Source organism: Phycicoccus sp. Soil748 (genome assembly GCF_001428025.1).
Classification (GTDB): Bacteria; Actinomycetota; Actinomycetes; order Actinomycetales; family Dermatophilaceae; genus Pedococcus.
On sequence record NZ_LMSC01000006.1, the window covers coordinates 531,558 to 555,561 of the forward strand.

General features: G+C 73.5%; 21 protein-coding genes. 16 read left to right on the top strand and 5 right to left on the bottom strand.

Annotation, left to right across the window (positions count from 1 at the left end; genetic code table 11):
- Positions 1-26 precede the first annotated feature (26 nt).
- The 3 genes from ASG70_RS07480 to ASG70_RS07490 all read left to right on the top strand — a co-directional run bounded on the left by ASG70_RS07480 (position 27) and on the right by ASG70_RS07490 (position 4,119).
- On the top strand, positions 27-443 hold the full coding sequence (locus ASG70_RS07480; protein WP_255353837.1) for an ATP/GTP-binding protein: 417 nt from the start codon (positions 27-29) through the stop codon (positions 441-443).
- A gap of 131 nt (positions 444-574) precedes the next feature.
- Positions 575-2,515 (top strand): prolyl oligopeptidase family serine peptidase, encoded by a 1,941-nt coding sequence (locus ASG70_RS07485; protein WP_056883176.1) that lies wholly within the window; start codon positions 575-577, stop codon positions 2,513-2,515.
- The gene (locus tag ASG70_RS07490; protein ID WP_056883177.1) at positions 2,512-4,119 is read left to right on the top strand and encodes a glycoside hydrolase family 32 protein; all 1,608 of its coding nucleotides are present in this window, start codon (positions 2,512-2,514) and stop codon (positions 4,117-4,119) included. The genes ASG70_RS07485 and ASG70_RS07490 overlap by 4 nt, the downstream gene beginning before the upstream one ends.
- Here ASG70_RS07490 and ASG70_RS07495 read toward each other — a convergent pair.
- Positions 4,110-5,027, bottom strand: a complete 918-nt coding sequence (locus ASG70_RS07495; RefSeq protein ID WP_056883178.1) for an alpha/beta fold hydrolase — start codon at positions 5,025-5,027, stop codon at positions 4,110-4,112. The two genes, ASG70_RS07490 and ASG70_RS07495, sit on opposite strands and share 10 nt — an antisense overlap.
- A gap of 66 nt (positions 5,028-5,093) precedes the next feature.
- Here ASG70_RS07495 and ASG70_RS07500 point away from each other — a divergent pair, with 66 nt between their 5' ends.
- Together ASG70_RS07500 and ASG70_RS07505 are read left to right on the top strand one after the other, a co-directional pair.
- A complete protein-coding gene (locus ASG70_RS07500; RefSeq protein WP_082590274.1) occupies positions 5,094-6,413 on the top strand; it encodes a nitrate/nitrite transporter in 1,320 nt (439 codons plus the stop codon).
- A gap of 290 nt (positions 6,414-6,703) precedes the next feature.
- Positions 6,704-8,083 (top strand): C40 family peptidase, encoded by a 1,380-nt coding sequence (locus ASG70_RS07505; protein ID WP_056883180.1) that lies wholly within the window; start codon positions 6,704-6,706, stop codon positions 8,081-8,083.
- A gap of 95 nt (positions 8,084-8,178) precedes the next feature.
- Here the strand turns inward: ASG70_RS07505 and ASG70_RS07510 are convergent, their stop codons facing one another.
- Positions 8,179-8,736 (bottom strand): inorganic diphosphatase, encoded by a 558-nt coding sequence (locus ASG70_RS07510; RefSeq protein ID WP_056883181.1) that lies wholly within the window; start codon positions 8,734-8,736, stop codon positions 8,179-8,181.
- Between the two features lie 92 nt (positions 8,737-8,828).
- On the opposite strand from ASG70_RS07510, the gene ASG70_RS07515 reads away from it, so the two are divergent.
- The 10 genes from ASG70_RS07515 to ASG70_RS07560 all read left to right on the top strand — a co-directional run bounded on the left by ASG70_RS07515 (position 8,829) and on the right by ASG70_RS07560 (position 19,925).
- On the top strand, positions 8,829-10,277 hold the full coding sequence (locus ASG70_RS07515; RefSeq protein ID WP_056883182.1) for a D-alanyl-D-alanine carboxypeptidase/D-alanyl-D-alanine-endopeptidase: 1,449 nt from the start codon (positions 8,829-8,831) through the stop codon (positions 10,275-10,277).
- A 14-nt stretch (positions 10,278-10,291) separates the two neighbouring features.
- Entirely contained in the window at positions 10,292-11,356 is a 1,065-nt protein-coding gene (locus ASG70_RS07520; protein WP_056883183.1) for a zinc-dependent metalloprotease, read from the top strand.
- Between the two features lies 1 nt (position 11,357).
- On the top strand, positions 11,358-12,350 hold the full coding sequence (gene tilS, locus ASG70_RS07525) for a tRNA lysidine(34) synthetase TilS (RefSeq protein ID WP_056883184.1): 993 nt from the start codon (positions 11,358-11,360) through the stop codon (positions 12,348-12,350).
- A gap of 61 nt (positions 12,351-12,411) precedes the next feature.
- On the top strand, positions 12,412-12,963 hold the full coding sequence (hpt, locus tag ASG70_RS07530) for a hypoxanthine phosphoribosyltransferase (RefSeq protein ID WP_056883185.1): 552 nt from the start codon (positions 12,412-12,414) through the stop codon (positions 12,961-12,963).
- 212 nt (positions 12,964-13,175) lie between these two features.
- Positions 13,176-15,269, top strand: coding sequence for an ATP-dependent zinc metalloprotease FtsH (gene ftsH, locus ASG70_RS07535; RefSeq protein ID WP_056883186.1), 2,094 nt, complete (start codon positions 13,176-13,178; stop codon positions 15,267-15,269).
- A complete protein-coding gene (gene folE / locus ASG70_RS07540) occupies positions 15,259-15,852 on the top strand; it encodes a GTP cyclohydrolase I FolE (RefSeq protein WP_056883187.1) in 594 nt (197 codons plus the stop codon). The genes ftsH and folE overlap by 11 nt, the downstream gene beginning before the upstream one ends.
- Positions 15,849-17,666: a phosphatidylglycerol lysyltransferase domain-containing protein gene (locus ASG70_RS07545; protein ID WP_056883188.1), complete on the top strand. Its 1,818-nt coding sequence runs from the start codon at positions 15,849-15,851 to the stop codon at positions 17,664-17,666. Before folE ends, ASG70_RS07545 begins: the two co-directional genes overlap by 4 nt.
- Positions 17,667-17,713: 47 nt before the next feature.
- Positions 17,714-18,568, top strand: a complete 855-nt coding sequence (gene folP / locus ASG70_RS07550; RefSeq protein ID WP_056883280.1) for a dihydropteroate synthase — start codon at positions 17,714-17,716, stop codon at positions 18,566-18,568.
- Positions 18,565-19,458 carry a 2-amino-4-hydroxy-6-hydroxymethyldihydropteridine diphosphokinase gene (folK, locus tag ASG70_RS07555; protein ID WP_369818883.1) on the top strand — a complete coding sequence of 298 codons (894 nt, stop codon included), beginning with the start codon at positions 18,565-18,567 and terminating at the stop codon, positions 19,456-19,458. The genes folP and folK overlap by 4 nt, the downstream gene beginning before the upstream one ends.
- Positions 19,455-19,925 (top strand): DUF3180 domain-containing protein, encoded by a 471-nt coding sequence (locus ASG70_RS07560; protein ID WP_162253896.1) that lies wholly within the window; start codon positions 19,455-19,457, stop codon positions 19,923-19,925. The genes folK and ASG70_RS07560 overlap by 4 nt, the downstream gene beginning before the upstream one ends.
- Positions 19,926-19,948: 23 nt before the next feature.
- Here ASG70_RS07560 and ASG70_RS07565 read toward each other — a convergent pair whose 3' ends face one another.
- Together ASG70_RS07565 and ASG70_RS20190 are read right to left on the bottom strand one after the other, a co-directional pair.
- Positions 19,949-21,121, bottom strand: coding sequence for an NADH-quinone oxidoreductase subunit D (locus ASG70_RS07565; protein ID WP_056883191.1), 1,173 nt, complete (start codon positions 21,119-21,121; stop codon positions 19,949-19,951).
- 9 nt (positions 21,122-21,130) lie between these two features.
- On the bottom strand, positions 21,131-21,733 hold the full coding sequence (locus tag ASG70_RS20190) for a hypothetical protein (RefSeq protein WP_056883192.1): 603 nt from the start codon (positions 21,731-21,733) through the stop codon (positions 21,131-21,133).
- Between the two features lie 96 nt (positions 21,734-21,829).
- Between ASG70_RS20190 and ASG70_RS07575 the strand changes: the two genes are divergently transcribed.
- On the top strand, positions 21,830-23,053 hold the full coding sequence (locus tag ASG70_RS07575; RefSeq protein ID WP_235531385.1) for a cytochrome P450: 1,224 nt from the start codon (positions 21,830-21,832) through the stop codon (positions 23,051-23,053).
- On the opposite strand, the gene ASG70_RS07580 is transcribed toward ASG70_RS07575, so the two are convergent.
- Positions 23,037-23,981: an SAM-dependent methyltransferase gene (locus ASG70_RS07580; protein ID WP_056883282.1), complete on the bottom strand. Its 945-nt coding sequence runs from the start codon at positions 23,979-23,981 to the stop codon at positions 23,037-23,039. The genes ASG70_RS07575 and ASG70_RS07580 overlap by 17 nt on opposite strands.
- Positions 23,982-24,004: the final 23 nt, after the last annotated feature.

Sequence of the window (24,004 nt, forward strand, 5' to 3'; positions counted from 1 at the left end):
CCGCGGGCCAGGACGACATCTCCAAGGTGCAGCAGAAGCACACCACCACGGTGGCCATGGACTTCGGCCGCATCACGCTCGCAGAGAACCTCGTGCTCTACCTGTTCGGCACCCCCGGACAGCGCCGGTTCTGGTTCATGTGGGACGACCTGGTCAAGGGCGCCATCGGTGCCGTGGTCCTGGTCGACACCCGTCGTCTCGACGACAGCTTCGCGGCCGTCGACTACTTCGAGGCCAAGGGGCTGCCGTTCATCGTCGCGCTCAACCAGTTCGACGACGCCGGCCAGTTCGGTCCCGACGAGATCCGTGAGGCCCTCGCGATCTCTGCCCACATCCCCGTCATCACGGTGGACGCCCGCGACCGCGAGTCGGCCAAGCACGCCCTGGTGCGCATCACCGAGTTCGCGCTCACCCAGCTCACCCGGGTCCCCGCCACCACCTGAGGCGCCCCGCACCGAGCCCACCGAGCCCACCGAGCGCACCCCCGCGCACCCGAGACAGCCCGAGCCCGGCCACCCCGCAGGGGAGTGCCGGGCTCGGGTCTTTTCGCGGCACGGGCTGGCACACTGCGGAAATGAGCACTCCCACGCCACCTCGGTCCACCGCACCGTACGGCGCCTGGGCCTCGCCCGTGAGCGCCGCCGCCCTCGCCGGCGAACGGGTCGTCCTCGACCAGCCGAGGATCGACGACGGGCACGTCTACTGGCTCGAGGGTCGTGGCACCGAGGGTGGTCGGGTGGTCCTCGTCCGGGACGGGGTGGACCTGACGCCGGCCCCCTTCAACGTGCGCTCGCGGGTGCACGAGTACGGCGGCGGCGCCTACACCGTCGACCACGGCGTCGTGGCGTTCGTCGACTTCGCCGACCAACGGGTGCGGCTCCTCGAGGGTGGCGCGGACCCACGTGTCCTGACCCCCGAGGGCGACGGGTCGCTGCGCTACGCCGACCTGCGCCTCGACCTCGGAGGCCGCCGGCTCTACTGCGTCCGCGAGGACCACCGCGGCGAGGGCGAGGCACGGAACACGGTGGTGCGCCTCGACCTCGACGGCGACAACGCCGACGGCGGGACCGAGCTGGTCGCCGGACCCGACTTCGTCGCCGCGCCGAGGCTGAGCCCCGACGGGGCGCGCCTCGCCTGGCTGCAGTGGGACCACCCGAACATGCCGTGGGACTCCACGCAGCTGTGGGTGGCCGAGGTGACCGACGACGGTCTCTCGGACCCGAGGATGGTGGCCGGCGGCGAGGGGGTGGCCGTCACGGAGCCGCGGTGGTCCGCGGGCGGCGACCTCTACCACCTCACCGACCGCACGGGGTGGGCCGAGCTGGCGGTCGTCCACCCGGACGGCAGCACCGCTGTCCTGACCGACGCCGGGCGCGAGCTGGGCTGGCCGCAGTGGGTCTTCGACCGGCCCTCGTTCGGCTTCACCGGCGACGGCACGGTGGTCTGCACGTGGTTCGCCGACGGCCGGGGCCGGCTGGGCACGGTCGCCGACGGGAGCCTGTCGCCACTGGACGTGCCGGGGGTGGCGTTCGACCACGTCACGGTCGAGGGGCGCACGGTGGTCGCCCTGGTCGACCGGGTCGATCGGCCGCGATCCGTGGTGGCCATCGACCTCGGCACCGGCGCCGAGCGGGTGCTGCGGGCCGAGTCCGCGGTGGAGCCGGCCGCTGGGATGGTCACGACCCCGGAGGGCGTCTCGTGGACCAACTCGACGGGCGACACGGTGCACGGGGTCTTCCACGCACCGTCCAACCCGGCGTTCCGGGCCCCTGACGGCGAGCTGCCGCCGCTGGTGGTCAGGCTCCACGGTGGGCCCACCTCGATGACCGTCGGGGCGCTCAGCCTCGACACCGCCTACTGGACCAGCCGCGGCCTGGCGGTCCTCGACGTCAACTACGGCGGCAGCACCGGGCACGGACGGGCCTACCGGGAGCGGCTGCGCGGTCGGTGGGGTGTCGTCGACGTGGACGACTGCTCGACCGGGGCTCGCGCCATGGCCGAGCAGGGCCGGGTCGACGGCGCCCGGCTGGCCATCCGCGGCGGCAGGGCAGGCGGGTTCACCACGCTGGCCGCCCTGACCGGCACGGACGTCTTCGCCGTGGGCGCCAGCTACTTCGGCGTCGGCGACCTCGAGGCGCTGGCCCGCGACACGCACAAGTTCGAGTCCCGCTACCTCGACGGCCTGGTGGCTCCCTACCCCGAGGGTCGGGACGTCTACCGCGAGCGGTCACCCCTGCACCACCTCGACAGCCTCAGCGCGCCGATGATCCTGCTGCAGGGGCTGGACGACGAGGTCGTGCCGCCCGACCAGGCCACCCGGATGGCCGACGCCGTGCGGGCCAAGGGCCTGCCTGTCGCGCACCTGGAGTTCGAGGGGGAGGGGCACGGGTTCCGCCGCGCCGAGACGATCGTGCGGGCCCGGGAGGCCGAGGCGTACTTCTACGCGCGGGTCTTCGGCTACGACCTCGCCGACGACGTGGAGCCGGTCGACATCGACAACGACCCCGGGGCATGAGCCGCGAGGCGCCGAATTTGGTCGACCTGGCCGAGGCCGACCGGCACCGGCCGCGCTTCCACTTCGTGTCGCCGGCGGGCTGGCTCAACGACCCCAACGGGTTGACGCAGTGGCAGGGGACCTACCACCTCTTCTACCAGTACAACCCGGCCTCGGCGCTGCACCACCGGATCCACTGGGGCCACGCCACGAGCACCGACCTGGTCACCTGGACCGACCAGCCCGTCGCCCTCAGCCCGGGCGATGACGGGCCCGACCGGGACGGGTGCTGGTCGGGGGTGCTCGTGGACGACGACGGTATCCCGACCATCCTCTACTCGGGACGTGACGGCGACCGCGAGCTGCCCTGTCTCGCAACCGGTTCCGCCGACCTCACCACCTGGGTCAAGGACCCGGCCAACCCCGTCATCGACGGCTACCCCGAGGGGCTGGAGCTGACGGCGTACCGCGACCACTGCGTCTGGCGCGAGGACGGCCGCTGGCGCCAGCTGGTGGGTTCGGGCATCGCAGGGGTAGGCGGCACGGCGCTGCTCTACGAGTCCGCCGACCTGCGCAGCTGGCGGTTCGTGGGTCCGCTGCTCACCGGCGACGCCGCCGTAGGCACCGTCGAGGGTGGTGACTGGACCGGCACGATGTGGGAGTGCGTCGACCTGTTCCGGCCCCCGCTCACGGACGGTGTCGCCGCGGCGACCGGTGACGCCGGCGCGGACGGCGTGACGAGTCCTGTCGACGTGCTGGTGTTCTCGGCGTGGGACGCCGGGGTGACCCACCACCCGCTCTACTGGACCGGCCGCTACCGGGGTGACTCGTTCGAGCCGCGGGAGCTGCACCGGCTCGACTACGGAGGCCGCTACTTCTACGCCCCGCAGAGCTTCCGCGACGCCACCGGCCGGCGCATCGTCTTCGGCTGGATGCAGGAGGGTCGCACCGACGAGGCGATGGTCGCGGCCGGCTGGTCGGGGGTCATGTCGCTGCCGCGGGTGGTCGCGCTCGGCGCCGACGGGCGGCTCGCCCAGGCGCCGGCGCCCGAGGTGGCGAGCCTGCGCGGTGCGCAGCAGGAGTACGCCGCACAGTGCCTGACCGACGCGCCCCTCCCGCTGGGCGGCGGCGACCAGCGCGACCTCGAGGTCGCCCTGGTCCTCCCGCCCGGGGCCACCGTCGCCCTCGCCCTGGCTGCCTCACCGGACGGGGCGGAGGTGACCCTCCTCGAGCTGACGCGAGCGGGCGCGGTGGGGACGATCGACGGCCCGGCCGGCAACGGCACGACGGCGGGCAACGGCGTGACGGCCGACGACCGCCCCGAGGCGGGCACCGTGACCCTGGACCGTTCGCGCTCGAGCCTGGACCCCACCGTCGACGCCACCCCGCGCTCCGGTCCGTTCCCGGTCGGCGACGACGGGTCGGTGGAGCTGCGTGTCGTGGTCGACCACTCCGCGCTGGAGGTGTTCGTCAACGGCCGTGCCCTGACCGCCCGCATCTACCCGACGCGCGAGGACGCCCTGCGGATGTCGCTGCGTGCCGTGGCCGGTGACGCCGAGCTGCGCGGGGCGACCGCCTGGGCCGTGCGCGACAGCTGGTCCGGCCCGCGCCGGCTCTACCCCTGAGGGGTTGCGCGCACCCGGTCCAGGACGGCCGCGGCCACCTCGTCCGGGTGCGACTCCGGGAGCCAGTGGCCGGCGTCGAGCTCGACGAACCGGTAGTCGGGCCCCACGCAGCGTGCGGTCCGCTCCGCCGCGGCACGTCCGAGGGCAGGGTCGTGGCGGCCCCAGAGGTAGGTCGTCGGCACCCTGACCGGTGACGCGAAACCGTGGTCCGGCCCGTGTCCCTTCGCGCCGCCCGCGAGCCGGGCCCACAGGTGGGACGGGTGGAGGTCGGACGGCTGCAGGCGGGGGAGCCGGGGCCGCAGCGCGCGGTACCAGGCCAGTCCGCCGCTGGCGGCGCCCGGCTCACGGAAGCGCGCGACGTACCGCTGGACCTGCTCCGGTGGCAGGCCGGTCCCGCGCAGCACGGACGGCAGGCGGCGGCGCAGGAAGGCCTCCGGCAGGACGGGGACCTGGAAGGCGAGCATGTACCAGCTCTTGAGTGCCTGGTCGCCGTGCCGCAGCGCCCACGCCATCGCGTCGGGGTGGGGGGTGGAGGCGACGGTGAGGCTGTGCAGCCGGTCGGGGTGCCGCTCGGCGAACGCCCATGCGACGGCACCGCCCCAGTCGTGCCCGACGAGGTGGACCCGCGGCGCGCCGCTCGCGTCGACGAGGGCGAGCACGTCGGCGACCAGCTGCGACATCCGGTATGCCGCCGCGCCGCGGGGGCGGGCGCCGGGGGAGTAGCCGCGCTGGTCGGGGGCGAGGACGCGCACGCCCTGCGCGACCAGGCGGGACGTCACCGGCGCCCACGCGGAACGGTCCTGCGGCCATCCGTGCAGGAGCACCGCGACGGGCCGGTCCGCTGGTCCGCCCGACGGGCCCGCGTCGGTGACGTCGAAGGTGAGGCCGTCCCTGTTGAAGTGCTCCACGCCGTCGAACCTAGCCCCCGTGGACCGCTGCGCAGCAGGTCGCAGGCGTGGGGGACAATCGGACCCGTGAGCTCCCGCCCCGCGCCCGTGCAGCTCGGCGGCAGGAGGGCCTGGGTCGTCTACGGCGCGTCGGTCGCGATCTACGTGCTCGCCGTCTTCCACCGCAGCTCCCTCGGCGTCGCGGGGCTGATCGCCGCGGACCGCTTCCACATCGCCGCGACCCAGCTGTCCGTCTTCACGATGGTCCAGCTCCTCGTCTACGCCGCGATGCAGATCCCGGTGGGGGCGCTGCTCGACCGGTTCGGCTCCAAGCGGCTGCTCCTGGCCGGGGTGACCTTCCTGACCGTCGCCCAGCTCGGGTTCGCGTTCGCCACCTCGTTCCCGGCCGGCCTCGTCGCGCGGGTATTCGTCGGCATCGGCGACTCGATGATCTTCATCCCGCTGCTCCGGATCGTGGCCCTGTGGTTCCCGCCGCTGCGGATCCCGATGGTGACCCAGCTGACCGGCCTGCTCGGCCAGGTGGGGGCGCTGGTCGCGGCGACCCCGCTCGTCCACGCGCTGCACCAGTGGGGGTGGACGCCGACCTACGCCACCGCCGGACTGACGGGTGTCGTGCTGGGGCTGCTGGTCCTCGTCGTGGTCCGCGACTCCCCGTACCCCAACCACGAGCTCGACCAGATCAAGGTCCGCGCGCTGGCCCGGACGGTGCGCGCGGCCTGGCGCACACCGGGTACCCGGCTCGGGCTGTGGTCGCACTTCTCGGCGCAGTTCGGGGCGACCGTCTTCGCGCTGCTGTGGGGCTACCCGTTCCTCGTGGCGGGGCAGGAGCTCTCGCCCGAGACGGCCGGCACGCTGCTCATGCTGATGACGGTGACCACGGTGGTCACGAGCCCCCTCATCGGCGGCTTCGTCACCCGCTACCCGTTCTCGCGGTCGACGCTCATCCTCGGCATCGTCGCCGCGATCATGACCGTCTGGGCGGTCGTCCTGCTGTGGCCGGGGCGCGCCCCGCTGCCGCTGCTGGTGCTGCTCGTCGTCGTCACCGCGGTCGGTGGGCCCGGCTCGATGGTGGGCTTCGACCTCGCACGCACCTTCAACCCGCCGACCCGCCTCGGCAGCGCCACCGGCATCGTCAACGTCGGCGGCTTCCTCGCCTCGCTGTCGACCGTGACGCTCATCGGGGTCATCCTCGACCGCGTCGCCCCCGGGGGCCCGAGCACCTACGACGTCGACACCTTCCGTCTGGCGATGTCGGTGCAGTACCTCGTGTGGGGCCTCGGGGTGGTGCAGATCCTGCGCTACCGACGCCGGGCCCGGCGCGAGCTCGCGGCGACCGACCCGGACGCGTACGCCGCCCTGCGTGCGGGCCGCAGCGTCGCCCACTGAGGCCCGCGCCGACCGTTCGAGGACCTGTTGCCGACCTCCCACAGGTGCCCCGCAGGCCTCTCACCTGCGCAAACGCGGATTTCGTGACCGATTCGTGACCATTTCTGGACACCTGATCGAAGAAGCGCGGCCACCTGCTGAAAAACATCCGTGTAACTCCCCGAACCACACGAATGTCATTTCGAGGAGAGGGCTTCGAGGCGTGGGGTTGGTGTGACGAGAGGGTTTGGAGTGAAAACCCGGCCCTAGTCTGCTGCGGCTGCCAGTCCCCGTCGAAAGAGGCATCCCCCGTGCCAGGCTCACCGTCTGTCCACCGCGCGCTCCGCGCCGGCTCGGCCCTCTCCCTCGTCGGCCTGCTCACGCTCACCACGGCCCTGGCCGCCACCGCGGAGCCCGACCCCGTCTACCCGTCCAAGGCGCAGGTCGACCGCGCCAAGGCCGCCGTCACCGGCGCCGCCGGGCAGATCGCCGCCCTCGACGCGCAGTACGCCGCGGCCAGCGCCCAGCTCAGCCAGGTCCAGGACCGCGCGGCCGCTGCGGCCGAGGCCTACAACGGGGCCCGCCTCCAGCTCCAGCGCCGGGCGGACGAGACCGCAGCCGCCCAGAAGCGCGCCGCCGCCGCCGAGAAGGTCGCCGAGGCGGCCAGCCTCGAGGTGCGTCGGTACGCCGCAGGCGTCTACCAGCAGGGCGGCAGCCTCGGCGAGATCGAGGCCTACCTGTCCAGCGACGGCCCCCAGGACCTGATGGACCGCGCCACGGCCCTCGAGGCCGTCGCCGACGCCCGCGCCCGCTCCGTGCAGGAGGCGCAGGCCACCTCGATCGTCGCCTCGACCATGAAGCGCCAGGCCGCCCAGGCCCAGGCTGCCCAGGCCAAGGCCGCCACCTCGGCCCAGGACGCGCGTGACGCCGCGCAGGCCCAGGCCGACCAGGCGCAGGCGGCAGCTGTCTCCATCCAGAAGCAGCAGGCGTCCCTCGTCACCCGCATGGCGACGCTGCGCAGGACCTCCGTGGCCCTCGAGCGCCAGCGCCAGGACGGCCTCGCCGCCGCCGCGGCCGCACGCGCCGCAGCTGCGGAGGCCGCCCGACAGGCCAAGCTGGCGGAGGAGCGCGCCGCCGCGGCCCGCACCGCAGCCGCGAAGAAGGAGGCGCAGCGCGCCGCCGCCCGGGCCGCCGCCGAGGCCGCCCGCCAGCGCGCCGCCGCCGAGGCCGCCCAGAAGGCCGCTGCCCAGAACAAGCCGCAGCCGAGGCCCCAGCCCCGGCCGAAGCCGCGCCCGGCCGACCCGACGCCCACCCCGCCCCCGCCGTCCTCGAACGGTGGCGTGTCGGCCGTCCTCGCCTACGCCCGCGCCCAGGTCGGCAAGCCCTACCTGTGGGGCGCCGAGGGTCCGGACAGCTTCGACTGCTCCGGCCTGACGATGCGCGCGTGGCAGCAGGCCGGCGTCAACCTCTCGCACTACACCGGCGCCCAGTGGGGTGAGACGAGCCGTGTCGCCATCAGCGAGCTGCAGCCCGGTGACCTCGTCTTCTACGGCAGCTCGGGCGAGTCCAGCCACCACGTCGGCCTCTACGTCGGCGGTGACCAGATGATCGAGGCACCGCACGCCGGAGCCAACGTCCGGTACGCGTCCATCTACCGCTCCGACCTGCTGCCCTACGGCGGCCGCCCGTAGCCCCGAGGCCCGACAGCCCCCAACCAGAGAGCCCCCGGACGACCAGAGTCGTCCAGGGGCTCAACGGTGCACGGGGGCGGTGAGGCCCCGGTGGGTCACTCCGTCGGCGGCTGGGCCTCGGACATCGGCTCGGCCATGGTGTCCGGCATGCGCCAGCGCGCCGTGGTCATGCCAGCAGCCTTGGCGCGGTCGATGGCCTCGCGCACGACGCGCTCGGCCTCCTCGCGGCCCGCCCAGTGGGCGCCCTCGACGGACTTGCCGGGCTCGAGGTCCTTGTAGGTCTCGAAGAAGTGCTGGATCTCGAGGCGGTCGAAGCTGCTGACCTGCTCGAGGTCGGTGATGTGTGCCTGGCGGGGGTCGCCGGCCGGCACGCACAGGATCTTGTCGTCGCCGCCGGCCTCGTCGCGCATGTGGAACATGCCGATGGGACGGGCGCGCACCAGGCACCCGGGGAACGTCGGCTCCTCGAGCAGCACCAGGGCGTCGAGCGGGTCGCTGTCCTCGCCGAGGCTGTCCTCGACGTAGCCGTAGTCGGCGGGGTAGCGGGTGGAGGTGAACAGCAGCCGGTCGAGGCGGATGCGGCCCGTCTCGTGGTCGACCTCGTACTTGTTGCGATGTCCCTGCGGGATCTCGATGGTGACGTCGAACTCCACGACGCTGGTCCCTTCCGTTGGTGCGCGCGCCTATGACCTAGGCTCGCGCCCAAGTGTTCCGTATGACGCAAGTCCAGCGCCGAGGGGGTCGAGTGCGTCGCTTCCTCGCCGCGGCGGTCGCCGTGCTGGTGCTGGTGGTCGGCTACGGCGCGCTCGACGTCTACGACCTCGTGCCGGGGTTCCTGACACGCGCGCCCCGCAGCAACAGCGGCACCGCGCCCGCGGGCAGCTCTCCGACGCCCACGGCCACCGACCCCGCCGTCGTGGTCCCGACGATGGACTCGGGCGCCCAGCCGCTCGCACCGGCGTCGGCGGGCGCGCCCATCCCGTCGGCCAAGGGTGTGGCTGCCGCACTGGCGGCCGTCCTGCGCCAGCCGTCGCTCGGCCCGTCCCCGGGGGTCCTGGTGAGGGACGCGTTCACCGGGCAGGTCCTGCTGCAGCGGGGAGTGGACCGCGAGCACGTGCCGGCGTCCACCCTCAAGCTCCTGACGGCCCTCGCGGTGGACACCACCCTCGACCCGGCGGCGACGATGCCGACGACGGTGGTCCAGGGCGCCACGGCCGGCCAGATCGTGCTCGTCGCGGGCGGCGACACCATGCTGGCGCCCGGCAAGGGCCGGGCCGGTGCGGTCGAGGGGCGCGCCGGCCTCGCCGACCTGGCCGGGCAGGTCGCCTCGGCGCTGCAGGCCTCGGGCACGACCACCATCACCCTGCGCCTCGACCTGAGCCACGCCCGCGGACCCCGGTACGCCCCCACGTGGCTCCCGGCCGACGTCGCCGCCGGCTACACCGGGGGTGTCTCGATGCTGGGCCTGGCCGGTGAGCGGGCCGTTCCCGGCCACCCGGCCCCGCGCGACCCCGAGGCGTCCACCGCCGCGGCGTTCGTGGCGGCGCTGGCCAAGCAGGGCATCACGGCCAGGCTGACGCCGGAGCGGACCTGGAGCGCGCCGGTGGCTGCAGGGGCCCTCGAGCTCGGCAGGGTCGAGTCGGCGCCCATCGGCGACGTCCTCGCCCTGGCCCTCGACGAGAGCGACAACGCGCTCACCGAGGGCCTGGCGCGGCAGGCCGCCGTCAAGGCCGGGGGTGCCGCCACCTTCGCCTCGGCCGTCGCCCTCGTGGAGAAGGTCGCCGCCGCCCACGGCGTCGACCTCGCCGGGTCGACCATCAAGGACACCAGCGGGCTCTCCCCGGGCCAGCTGGTCTCGCCGCGTGTGCTGTCCGACGTCCTGCAGCTCGGCGCGGACGGGTCCGTCCCGGCGATGCAGGAGACGGTGGCCGGCCTGCCCGTCGCCGGTCTCACCGGCACGCTGCACGACCGGTTCACGACCACTCTGACGCGCCCCGCCGCCGGCATCGCCCGGGCCAAGACGGGCACCCTGACCGGTGCGAGCGCGATGGCCGGCACGGTCATCGACGCCGACGGTCGCGTGCTGTCCTACGTCGTCCAGGCCGACCGGATCCCGGCCGGGGTCGGAACGCTGGCGGCGAGGGCGACGTTGGACCGCTTCGTGGCTGCGCTCGCGACCTGCGGCTGCCGCTGACCTACCGTGAGGGGATGACCGTGCCTCGACAGTCGACCACCCGCTACGTCGACTGGGAGTTCGCGAAGGCGACCGGCTCCCGGCTCGTGCCCGCGGGGCCCAGCGTGACGGCGGCCGAGGCCGCCTCCGTGGTGGCCGAGGTGCGCGAGGCGGCCCGGCGGGCGCGCCAGCCCGTCGCCGACACCGCGCGGATGCACGCCCCCCGTGACGCTCCGGGCGCCCTGGTCGTCGACCGGCCGACCTGGATCGCCCTCAACGCCGACTCGATGTCGGCCCTCATGGACCCCGTCTTCGGCACCCTGATCGACAAGCAGAAGAAGGCCCCCGGCGACCTCGCCAAGGCCGTCGGTGGCCGGGTCACCGGCGCCGAGGCCGGCGCCATGCTCGCCTTCATGGCCGGCAAGGTGCTGGGCCAGTACGACCTGGCGCCCGACGGAACGCCCCAGCTGCTGCTCGTGGCGCCCAACCTCGTGCAGGTCGAGCGCGAGCTGGGCCTGGACCCCAGCGACTTCCGGCTGTGGGTCTGCATGCACGAGGAGACCCACCGGGTGCAGTTCACTGCGGTGCCGTGGCTGCGCAACCACATGGTCGAGCGGGTGCGCACCCTCGCCACCGACCTCGTGCCCGACCCGGAGACGATGCAGGAGACGCTCCAGCGGGTCGTCCACCAGCTCCCCGACGCGTTGCGCAGCGGAGGCGCGGGCATCACCGAGCTCATCGCGACACCCGAGCAGCGCGAGCGCCTGGCCGAGGTCACCGCCGTCATGTCCCTGCTCGAGGGCCACGCCGACGTCGTCATGGACGAGGTCGGTCCGCAGGTCATCCCGAGCGTGGCCCACATCCGCCAGCGCTTCAACGAGCGGCGCAAGGGCGTCGGTGCCTTCGACCGCGTGCTGCGTCGACTGCTCGGCCTCGAGGCCAAGATGCGCCAGTACCGCGACGGAGCGGTGTTCGTCCGTGAGGTCACCGCCGCCGTGGGCACCGACGGGTTCAACCGGGTCTGGGAGTCGCCCGAGACGCTGCCCAAGCCGGCCGAGATCGAGAAGCCGGCGGCGTGGGTCGCCCGGGTCCACGGCTGACGTGACCGGGCCGCACCCGGCCACCGCGGCGACGCGCCTGGCTGTCCGCCGCGCGCTGCAGGAGTGCGGTCCCGGCGACCTCGTGCTCGTCGCCGTGAGCGGGGGCGCCGACTCCCTGGCCCTGGCGGCTGCCACCGCCTTCGAGGTGCCCGCGCTGGCCCTGCGCTCCGGCGCGGTCGTGGTCGACCACGGCCTCCAGCCGGGCTCTGCCGCCGTGGCGCAGCGGGCGGCGCAGGCGTGCCGCGACCTCGGCCTCGACCCGGTCGAGGTCGCCACCGTGGAGGTGGGCCCGGCGGCCGGCGGTCCCGAAGCAGCGGCGAGGTCGGCTCGGTACGCCGCGCTCGACGAGGCCGCGGGCAGGCTCGGCGCCACGCGCGTCCTGCTGGGACACACCCTCGACGACCAGGCCGAGCAGGTGCTGCTCGGGCTGGTCCGCGGCGCCGGTGGCCGGTCCCTGGCCGGTATGCCGCGTGTCCGCGGCCACCACGTGCGGCCGCTGCTCGGGGTCACCCGGGAGCAGACCCGGGCGTCCTGTCGGGCGGAGGGCCTGCAGTGGTGGGAGGACCCGATGAACGAGGACCCCGCCTACACGCGCGTGCGCGCCCGCCGGGCCCTGCTCGACCTCGAGCGCGACCTCGGGCCGGGGGTCGCCGCAGCACTGGCCCGCACCGCAGACCACCTGCGCGAGGACACCGACCTGCTCGACGCGCTCGCGGACGAGGCGGCGGCGGCCCTCGGCGCCGGTCCCTGGGACGTCGCCGGGCTCCTCGCCACCCCGAGGCCGGTGCGCACGCGGGTGTGGCGGCGGCTCGCCGTCGTGGCCGGCGCCCCGGCCGGCCGGCTCAGCACCCGGCACACCGACGCCTGCGACGCCCTGCTCACCCGGTGGCACGGCCAGGGCCCGGTGAGCCTGCCCGGGGGCCTGCGCGCCACCCGCGTCGACGGCCGGGTGTCCATCCGGGTACCCATCGTCGCGCCCGCTCCGGTTGAATAGCCCCGCAGGCCCAACCGCACCCCGCTCACGCACCACCCGATTCGTCACCAGGAGAAGAGCCGTGGACGCTGCCCACATGGGAGCCGATCTGGAGAAGGTCCTCATCACCGAGGAGGAGATCCACGCCCGGCTCGAGGAGCTGGCGGCCGAGGTCTGGGCCGAGTACGAGGGCAAGGACCTGCTGCTCGTGGGCGTGCTCAAGGGTGCGGTGATGGTGATGGCCGACCTGTCGCGCGCGCTGCCGGGCACGGCTCCCGTCGACTGGATGGCCGTGTCCTCCTACGGCTCGGGCACCAAGTCCTCCGGCGTCGTGCGGATCCTCAAGGACCTCGACACCGACATCACCGGCAAGCACGTGCTCATCGTCGAGGACATCGTCGACTCGGGCCTGACCCTGTCGTGGATCAAGTCCAACCTGGAGTCGCGCTCGCCCGCCTCCGTGGAGATCTGCACCCTGCTGCGCAAGCCCGAGGCCGCCAAGGTCGAGATCGACGTCCGGTGGGTCGGGTTCGACATCGCCAACGAGTTCGTCGTCGGCTACGGCCTCGACTACGCCGAGCGCTACCGCAACCTGCGCGTCGTCGGCACCCTCGCCCCGCACGTCTACGCCTGACCCTCCACGGCGTACGCCGCCGCGCGCCGGCGCGTCCACCACGCGGAAGGGACGCGGGCGGGGCGGAACACGGGGCTCCTCCGCGTCGTTGTCCAGCACGAACCACGCCGGCACCTCCGTAGTACCGTCGTGGTGGGACCGCTCCCCGACCCGGGCCGCGGCACACAGCGTGATCGAGCAGGAGGCACGGGGCGGCCAGCCCCGCTACACACATGGATTTCAAGCGCATCCTTCGGGCCCCGTTGTTCTGGGTCGTCGCGGTCATCGCGATCACGCTGATGGTCTTCAGCCTCAGCGACGCCGGTGGCTACACCCGCATCGACACCTCTGCGGCCGAGCAGCTCATCACGCAGAAGAAGGTCGAGAAGGTCACGATCACCAACAACGAGGTCGTGGACATCGACCTCAAGAGTGGTCAGACCTACTCCGACGGCAAGAACATCAAGGGCGCGACCAAGGTCCGGACCGAGTACGTCGAGGCCGCCGGCCCCGGTTTCGTCAAGCTGGTCGCCGACAACCCGCCTCCCGGTGGATTCAACCAGGACAACAAGGGCACCAACCCCTTGGTCGCCCTGCTCGGGTCGCTGCTGCCGATCATCATCCTGCTGGGCCTGTTCTGGTTCCTCATGACCCAGATGCAGGGCGGCGGCTCGCGCGTCATGCAGTTCGGCAAGTCCAAGGCCAAGCTCGCCTCCAAGGACACCCCGAAGGTCACCTTCTCCGACGTCGCCGGGGTCGACGAGGCCGTCGAGGAGCTCCACGAGATCAAGGAGTTCCTCTCCGAGCCGTCGAAGTTCCTGGCCGTCGGCGCCAAGATCCCCAAGGGCGTCCTGCTCTACGGTCCTCCCGGCACCGGCAAGACCCTGCTGGCCCGCGCGGTCGCCGGTGAGGCCGGCGTGCCGTTCTACTCGATCTCCGGATCGGACTTCGTCGAGATGTTCGTCGGTGTCGGTGCCTCCCGCGTCCGCGACCTGTTCGAGCAGGCCAAGGCCAATGCCCCCGCGATCGTGTTCGTCGACGAGATCGACGCCGTCGGCCGCCACCGCGGCGCCGGCCTGGGCGGTGGCCACGACGAGCGCGAGCAGACCCTCAACCAGCTGCTCGTGGAGATGGACGGGTTCGACGTCAAGACCAACGTCATCCTCATCGCCGCCACCAACCGCCCCGACATCCTCGACCCGGCGCTGCTGCGCCCCGGCCGCTTCGACCGCCAGATCGCCGTCGAGGCACCCGACATGATCGGCCGCCACCGCATCCTCGAGGTCCACTCGCAGGGCAAGCCGATGGCTGCCGGCGTCGACCTGCTGGCCGTCGCCCGTCGCACCCCCGGGTTCACCGGTGCCGACCTCGCCAACGTCCTCAACGAGGCGGCGCTGCTCACCGCCCGCAGTGACGGCAAGCTCATCGACGACGCCGCGCTCGACGAGGCCATCGACCGCGTCATCGCAGGCCCGCAGAAGCGCACCCGGATCATGTCCGCCAAGGAGCGCAAGATCACGGCCTACCACGAGGCCGGCCACGCCCTGGTCGCCTCGGCGATGAACCACCTGGACCCCGTCACCAAGGTGACGATCCTGCCCCGCGGCCGCGCGCTCGGCTACACGATGGTCATGCCGACCGACGACAAGTACTCCACCACTCGCAACGAGATCCTCGACCAGCTCGCCTACGCCCTCGGCGGCCGCGTCGCCGAGGAGGTCGTCTTCCACGACCCGACCACCGGCGCCGCCAACGACATCGAGAAGGCCACCGCGATGGCCCGCAAGATGGTCACCGAGTACGGCATGAGCGAGCGCGTCGGCGCGATCAAGCTGGGCCAGAGCCAGGGCGAGGTCTTCCTCGGCCGCGACATGGGCCACCAGCGCGACTACAGCGAGGAGATCGCCAGCGTCGTCGACACCGAGGTGCGCTCCCTCATCGAGCACGCGCACGACGAGGCGTGGCACGTCATCAACGACAACCGCGACATCCTCGACCGGCTCGTCCTCGACCTGCTCGAGCACGAGACGCTCAACGCCAAGGAGCTGGCCGTGATCTTCGAGCCGGTGCGCAAGCGCCCGCTGCGGCCCACCTGGCTCTCGAGCGAGACCCGGTTCCTGTCCGACCAGCCGCCGGTGCTGACCCCCGCCGAGCGGGCGGCCCAGAACGGCTCCCACGGCCTGGAGTCCGCAGGCTCGGACCGCCAGACCGCCGAGGCGATCGACCGGGCGGCCGAGGCGGGCACGCCGAAGGCGGCCGAGGAGCACCCGCCCACGCAGGTCATCGAGGTCCCCGAAGGTGGCCAGGTCTCCCCGAATGAGCACTGACGGCCGGGCGCACGTGGTCGACCACGCCCGGGCCGAGGCCGCGGTGCGTGAGCTGCTGCTCGCCATAGGGGAGGACCCCGACCGCGACGGCCTCGTCGAGACCCCGGCCCGGGTCGCGCGGGCGTACGGCGAGTTCTTCGCCGGCCTGCGCATCGACGCGGCCGAGGTGCTGTCCAAGACCTTCGAGATCGCGCACGAGGAGATGATCCTCGTGCGCGACATCGAGGTCTACAGCATGTGCGAGCACCACCTCGTGCCGTTCCACGGCGTCGCCCACGTGGGGTACATCCCGGCCAAGGACGGGCGCGTCACCGGCCTGTCCAAGCTGGCCAGGCTGGTCGAGGTCTACGCCCGCCGCCCGCAGGTCCAGGAGCGGCTCACGACCCAGGTGGCCGACGCCCTCGTCGAGCACGTGGGAGCCCAGGGCGTCATCGTGGTCATCGAGTGCGAGCACCTGTGCATGTCCATGCGGGGCATCCGCAAGCCCGGCTCGAGGACCATCACCTCGGCCGTGCGCGGCCAGCTGCGCGACCCGGCGACCCGCGCCGAGGCCATGGCGCTGCTGCTCGGTGGCAAGCGGTGAGCGGACGCGGTTCCACGCGCCCCACCAGACCCGAGCAGAGCACCAGCTCCAAGACCCCTGTCGGCTCCAAGACCCCTGTCGGCTCCGAACCCGCTGCCGGCCACAGGCCGGTCGCCAGGCCCGCCGCCACCCTGCCGACGTTCCTCGCCGCGCCCGGCATCCCCCGGCTGCTCGGCACCCTGACCTACCTCGTCGGGGCGGTCGACCTGCTCACGGGGCTGCTGCACACCTGGCGACTGCGGCTGCACGGGGTCACCGAGATCCTCCCCGGCGCCCTCACCGACGCCGCTGCGGCGGCCACCGTGGTCTCCGGCGTGTTCCTCGTCCTGCTCGGGCACTCCCTCAAGCGTCGCAAGCGGCGTGCGTGGCGAGCCGCCGTGGCCCTGCTCGGCCTCTCGGTGGTGCTGCACGTCGTCAAGCCCGAGCCCGTCGCCGCCCTCGTCGCCGCTGCAGGCCTCGTGCTGCTGGTGCGGCACCGCGACGAGTTCCGGGCCCTCGGCGACCCCTCCACCCGCTGGCGCGCCGTGCGCCTGTTCTTCGCCCTGCTCGCCGTGTCGCTCGTCGCGGGCACCCTGGTCATCTGGCTCAACCGCCGCGACACCGTCGGCGGGTTCCCGGGTCTGGGCGACCTGGTCCGCGAGCTGGCCTACGGCATGGTCGGCGCCACCGGGCCGCTCGTGTTCACCCGCGACCGGTCCAACGACGTCGTGGGGTCGCTGCTGCTCGGCCTGGGACTGATGACGCTGCTGACCCCGGCCTACCTCGCCCTGCGCAGCCCCGAGCCGCTGCCGCAGGTGGGCGAGGACGAGGAGCAGCGCGTGCGCGAGCTGATGGCCCGGCACGCCGACTCCCTTGCCTACTTCAACACCCGCCGCGACAAGAGCCTCGTCTGGTCGGCCACCGGGAAGTCGGCGATCGCCTACCGCGTGGTCTCCGGGGTGATGCTCGCCAGTGGCGACCCCATCGGCGACCCCGAGGCGTGGCCGGGCGCGATCTCCGCGTTCCTCGACGAGGCGCAGGAGCACGCCTGGACCCCCGCGGTCCTCGGCTGCTCCGAGTACGCCGGCACGGTGTGGGTGCGCGAGACGGGCTTCTCGGCGCTCGAGCTCGGCGACGAGGCGGTCGTCGACACCACCGAGTTCACCCTCCAGGGCCGGCCGATGCGCAACGTTCGCCAGATGGTCGGCCGCATCGCCCGCGCCGGGTACACGGTCGACGTGGACCGGGTGCGCGACGTCGACGCCTCCGTGCGGGCGACCGCGCTCGCCGACGCGGCGGCCTGGCGGTCCTCGGCCACCGAGCGTGGGTTCTCCATGGCGCTCGGGCGACTGCTCGACGACTCCGACCCCGACTGCGTCTTCGTCGCGGCACGGCAGGATGGGGTGGTGCGCGCGTTCCTGCAGTTCGTCCCCTGGGGTGCCGACGGCATGTCCCTGGACGTCATGCGTCGCGACTCCACCGCCGAGGGTGGCGTCAACGAGCTGATGATCGTCGAGGCCCTGCAGGCGGCCAAGGGGCTCGGCGTGCGCCGGGTCTCCCTCAACTTCGCCGCCTTCCGCTCTGCCCTCGAGCGCGGGGAGAAGCTCGGCGCCGGCCCGGTCCTGCGGCTGTGGCGCCGCGTGCTCCTGTTCGCCTCGCGGTGGCTGCAGATCGAGAGCCTGTACCGGTTCAACGCCAAGTTCCAGCCGGCGTGGCAGCCGCGCTTCCTCGTGTACCCCGCCGCCGGCGACCTGCCGCGCGTCGGGTTCGCTGCCCTGGAGGCCGAGGCGTTCCTCACCTGGCCGAGGCTGCGCTGGTTCGGGGGCCACACGTGAGCCGGCCCGGCTGGCCGCTGCGCCGCGACGACGGACTGCCCGTGGTGATGGGCGTCGTCAACGTCACCCCCGACTCCTTCAGCGACGGCGGCGAGTGGTTCGAGCCGTCCGCTGCCATCGCGCACGGCCTCGAGCTCGTCGCCCAGGGCGCGGACCTCGTCGACGTGGGCGGCGAGTCCACCCGGCCGGGCGCCCAGCGGCCGAGTGTGGAGGAGGAGCTGCGCCGGGTGCTGCCCGTGGTCGAGGCGCTGTCACACCAGGGGGTGGCGGTCTCCGTCGACACCATGCGGGCGCAGGTCGCCGAGCAGGCCCTTCGGGCGGGCGCTGCCGTCGTCAACGACGTGTCCGGCGGCCTCGCCGATGACGCGATGGTGGGCGTCGTCGCCCGGACGGGTGCGCCCTACATCGCCATGCACTGGCGCGGGCACAGCACCGACATGCAGTCGCGGGCCGTCTACGAGGACGTGGTCGCGGAGGTCTGCGCCGAGCTCGCCGAGCGCGCCAGGGTGATCATGGACGCCGGCGTCGACGCCGACCGGCTGGTCCTCGACCCGGGGTTCGGGTTCGCCAAGCTCGCCCACCACAACTGGCTGCTGCTGCGCCACCTCGACCGGGTCCTCGACCTCGGGCACCCGGTGCTCGTCGGCACCTCGCGCAAGACGTTCCTCGGCAGGCTGGGGCTGGCCGACGGCGAGGCGTCGAGACCGCCCGCGGAGCGCGACGTCGCCACGGCGGCGACGTCGGTCCACGCCGCGCGCTTGGGCGCGTGGGGCGTACGGGTGCACCACGTGCCGTCCACCCTCGATGCGTTGCGGGCCACCGCCGCCATCGAGCACGCCACCGAAAGCACCACCGACCGCACCACTGACCGCACCACCGACCGCACCACCGACGGAGGATGACGGCTGTGTCCGACCAGATCGTGCTCAAGGGGATCTCGGCGGTGGGGCACCACGGGGTGCTCGACTTCGAGAAGCGGGACGGGCAGACGTTCGTCGTCGACGTGACCATGCAGGTCGACCTCGCCCCCGCGGGTGCCAGCGACGACCTCGCCGACACCGTCAACTACGCCGACGTCGCCGGCGACGTGGTCGCCCTCGTGCAGGGCGAGCCGCTCGACCTCATCGAGGCCCTCGCCGCCCGGATCGCAGACCGCGTGCTGGCCCGTCCGCTCGTCGAGGCGGTCGAGGTCGTGGTCCACAAGCCGCAGGCCCCGGTGGGGCACCCGTTCACCGACGTGCAGGTGCGCGTCGTGCGCGAGCGGCAGGCGCCGGTCGTGGTCGCGCTGGGCTCCAACCTCGGCGAGTCGGTCGAGACCCTCCACGACGCGACGGTCGCCCTCTTCGCCCTGCTCGACATCGTCGAGGTCTCTTCCCTGGTGGAGACCGACCCGGTCGGCGGACCGGACCAGCCGCCCTACCTCAACGCGGTCGTCACCGGCACGACCCACCTCGCCCCGTCCTCGCTGCTCGCCGGGCTGCACGACATCGAGCGCGCGCACGGCCGCACCCGCGAGGTGCGCTGGGGCCCACGGACGCTCGACCTCGACCTCGTGCAGTACGGCGACCCCGTGTTCGACACCGACGTGGTCATGGACTCCGCGACCCTGACGCTGCCGCACCCGCGGGCCCACGAGCGGGCCTTCGTCCTGGTGCCGTGGCTGCAGGCCGAGCCCGAGGCCGTGCTGCGCGTCGACGGGACGGTGCGCCGGGTGGCCGACCTCGTCTCCACGCTGGACACCTCGGGCGTGCGCCCCGGCCCCGACGTCGACCTGCTGGAGGGCCCGTGGTGAACGAGGGCCACGGCCTGCGCTGGTCGCAGCTGGCCGGCATCACCGTCGTGGTGGCTGCGCTGTCGTGGATCGGGTGGCGGATCTACCTCGCGGGCAGCGGCAACCTGCTCGGCCCCGCGTCCTGGGTCTCGTCGCTGCTCATCGTCATCATGGCGGTGCTCGTGGTGGCGGCGGGGCTGCCGGTGCGGCGGTTCCTGCGCGGTGAGTCGACCCGTCCGTTGAGCCCCATCCGCGCAGCCCGGACGCTCGTCCTCGCGCAGGCGGCGGCGCTCACCGGCGCCGGGGTTCTGGGTTGGTACCTCGCGCAGGTCGCCCACGCGCTCGCCGACCTCGACTTCGCCGGCTACCACGAGCTGCTGTGGCGCTTGCTGGCACTGTGCGCGTCCGCCGCACTGCTCACCGTCGCGGGCATGGTCACCCAGCGCATGTGCCGGGTCGAGCCGCCCGACCGCGGCGACGAGGACTGACCCCGTCCTGCGGGCGGCAGCGGCTACTTGTCGACGTCGCCGACGACGAAGAACATCGAGCCCAGGATCGCGACCATGTCGGCGATGAGGTTGCCTGGGAGCACCTCGGCCAGCACCGCGACGTTGTTGAACGACGCCGACCGCAGCTTCAGCCGCCACGGGGTCTTCTCGCCCCGGGAGACGAGGTAGTAGCCGTTGAACCCGAGCGGGTTCTCCGTGGCCGTGTAGAGGTCGCCCTCGGGCACCTTGAGCACCTTGGGCAGCTTGACGTTGACCGGGCCGCGGGGGAGCGTCCGCAACCGGTCGAGGCAGGCGTCGGCGAGGTCGAGGCTGACGTGCACCTGCTCGAGCAGCACCTCGAGACGCGACAGGCAGTCACCGGCCGAGCGCGTCACGACCCGGCCCGGGCCGCCCGGGGCGAACAGCTCGCCGTAGGCCAGGTAGGGCTCGTCCCGACGGAGGTCCAGGTCGACACCGGAGCCGCGCGCGATGGGGCCCGAGACCCCATACGCCGCAATGGTCTCGGGGGAGAGCACCCCGACGCCGCGGGTGCGGGCCTCGAGGATCTCGTTGCCGACGATGAGTGACTCGAGGTCGGGGAGGCGCCCCCGCACGGCGGCGAGCGCGTGCGCCACTCGGTCGAGCCAGCCCGCGGGCAGGTCCTCCTTGAGGCCGCCGACGCGGTTGAACATGTAGTGCATCCGGCCGCCCGAGGCCTCCTCCATGACGGCCTGGAGCTCCTCCCGCTCGCGGAACGCGTAGAAGATCGGCGTGATCGCGCCGAGCTCGAGGGGGTAGGAGCCGAGGAACATCAGGTGGTTGAGCACCCGGTTGAGCTCCGCCAGCAGGGTGCGGGCCCAGACCGCGCGCTCGGGCACCTCCATGCCGAGCATCTGCTCCACGCCGAGCACGACCCCGAGCTCGTTGGAGAACGCCGACAGCCAGTCGTGGCGGTTGGCGAGCACGACGATCTGCCGGTAGTCGCGCACCTCGAACAGCTTCTCGGCGCCGCGGTGCATGTAGCCGACGACCGGCTCGGCCGCCACGATGCGCTCCCCGTCGACGACGATGCGCAGCCGCAGGACGCCGTGCGTGGCGGGGTGCTGCGGGCCGATGTTGAGGACCATGTCGGCGGTGGCGAGGCCGCCGGCGCCGAGGCCGACGGTGAGCTCGCGCTGGTCGCCGGTGGTCGTCATGCCTGCAGGCTAGCCGGGGCAGCCCGGGATGTTGTCGGCAGCGACGAGCCGGCCCTGGTCGTCGAGCTTGACCAGGACGGTGCTCTCGCGAGCCGCCAGGCCCACGAGGCCGTTGGCGTCGGTCGACCGCGTCTGCAGCGGCTGGTCGGCTGCGACGCAGTGGTGGTAGAGGATCCGTGCACCGTCGGCGACCGGGATCGTGAAGGTGATCTTGGCGTTCTGGTTCTCGTAGGGGACCGCGCCCTTGAACGGTGTCAGCGGCACGCCCTGCTTCGCGAGCTTCGCGTCGTCGAGCTTCTTCCAGGTCCACCGGTCGAGCTCGATGACGCTCACGCCGGCCACCTCGCTGACCTTGGCCACGGTGCCGTAGTCGTAGCCGCGGCCCTTGTCGTCGCTGGTGGGGGCCTCGGGGGCGGCGGGCTTCGAGGAGCTGGAGGAGGCGCCGCCGGCAGTGACGGTCGGGGTCACGGTGACGGTCACCGGTACGCCGGAGGGGGAGCCGCCACCACAGCCCGCAGTCGCGAGGGTGGCCAGGGTCGCGGTGGCCGCGGCGAGGGTGGTCGTGAGGGAGGCGGCGCGGCGGTTGGTCGTCCGGGGGAGCTGGTGCTTCATGGGGACAGGAGGGTCCTTTCGAGGAGTCAGCAACCCCACAGTCTGCCCGCGCCGCCGTGACTGACAAAACCCGTGGCGCTGCGGCAGGCTTCCTCCGTGCCCCCGAAGAACCCGTCCGACCCCCCGGTCGATGCCGCCGACCTGCTCGACCTGGGCGACCCTGCGGTCGTCGCCGACCCGTACCCGCACCTCGCCGCCCTGAGGGCCGTGGCCCCGCTGGCCTGGCACAGCGGGATGGGCACCTGGCTCGCCACCGGGCACGCCGAGGCCGGGGCCGTCCTGCGCGACCGGCGCCTGGGCCGCCTGTTCTCGGCCCGCACACCGGCGGACGACTGGGACACCTTCAACTGGCTGCACGCCGACTCCATCCTCGACAGCGAGCCGCCCAAGCACACGAGGCTGCGGCGGCTCGTTGCCGGGGCGTTCGGGCGGGGCCACGTGCAGCGGCTCGCGCCCCGCATCGAGGAGCTCGCGGCCGGGTTGCTCGCCGACCTGCCTGACGGCGAGTTCGACGTGCTGGCCGGGTATGCCGAGCCGTTGCCGGTGCTCGTCATCGCCGAGCTGCTCGGGGTGCCCGAGGCCGACCGGCACCACCTGCGGCCGTGGAGCCAGGCGATCGTGAGGATGTACGAGGTCGACCGGACGCCGGAGGTGGAGGCGCAGGCGCGGCAGGCGGCCGCCGAGTTCGCCGCGTACGTCGAGCAGCTCGCTGCCGACCGGGCCGCCGCTCCCGGCGAGGACCTGCTGAGTGACCTCGTCCAGGCCCGCGACGGCAGCGACCGGCTGTCCTCCCACGAGCTGGTCGCCACTGCCGTCCTGCTGCTCAACGCCGGCCACGAGGCGAGCGTCAACGGGTTCGGCAACGGGCTGCACTCGTGGCTCACCGCGCCGGAACGCCCCGCCGTCGACGTGGCCGATCCTGCGGCGCGCGCCCGGCTGGTCGAGGAGCTCCTGCGCCACGACAGCCCGTTGCACCTCTTCGAGCGCACGGCCAAGGAACCCGCCACGGTGGCGGGTGTCGACCTGCAACCCGGCGACAAGGTCGCGGCGCTGCTCGGAGCCGCCAACCGCGACCCGGCCGTCTTCGCCGACCCCGACCGGTTCGACCCGACCCGCGACCCCAACCCGCACCTGGCCTTCGGTGCCGGCATCCACTTCTGCATCGGCGCCCCGCTGGCCCGGCTCGAGCTGGAGGTGTCGCTGCGGACCCTGATGGCTCGGTACCCGGCCCTGGAGGTCGTCGAGGCGCAGCGTCGTCCGACCTTCGTGCTGCGCGGGTTCGAACGGCTCGTGGTGGCGCCGGTCAGCCGACCCGCTTGACCGCCCAGAGGAAGTCGCCGAACCCGCCCGGCGCGGTCAGCAACGCCGCCGCCGACGACTGCTCCAGCGCGCGCAGGTAGGCGCCGGGGTCGCGCAGCGCGAGGTCGTGCGGCGGCGTCGCGCCGTCCACGCCGAGCCGCCGCAGGGCGGCCCGCTGGTCGAGCAGCTCGTCGTGGTCGAGGGTGTCCATCGCGACGTGGGCGGTGAGGTCGCACGTGCCGTCGGGCACCGGGGTGACGGTCCGTCCCTCCCGGTATGCCGCGAGCGTGCCGCCCGGGGGCCGCCCACCCGCCCGGTGCCCGTAGTCGACGGCCACCGCCACACCGCGGTGCAGCCGCCCCAGCAGGTCGGCCCAGGCGTCGTCGCGGCTCAGCCCCACCTCGACCCGGTCACCCGGGCTGGTGGCCGGCCAGTGCCGCCGCGCCCACTCGAGCTCCGCGCCGTCGACGGGGCGCCCCAGCTCCTCGACCCCCGCTGCCGGGTCCACCTCGAGGTGCCGCAGGACGCAGTCGTCGTCCACGGCGGCGACGGCGCACGGGACCACGTCGAGCCACTCGTGCGCGACGACCAGCGCGTCCTCGAGGTCGGTGAGGGAGCCGGGCAGCTCGGCGCCGCCGCCGGACCGGACCCAGTCGCAGGCCCCCGGCAGCCCGGCGGGACGGTCGACGACGTCGACGCCGGTGAGGCGCAGGTCCGGCGCCGCGGCACACAGGTGCGTGAGCAGCTCCCCACGTCCGGCGCCGACGTCGACGAACCGGGTCAGGCCGTTCTCCCGGGCGAGGGCGACCAGGGCGCCGGCGAGGACCGCGCCGGTGCGCCCGTGGGTCGCGGTCGTGAAGTGCCCGGCCGGGCCACGCTCCTCGCGGTAGAAGCCGTGCGGTCCGTAGAGCGCTGCCTGCCACGCCTGCTGCCACTCCACGCGCTCCATGGGCGCCACGGTAGCCACCGGCG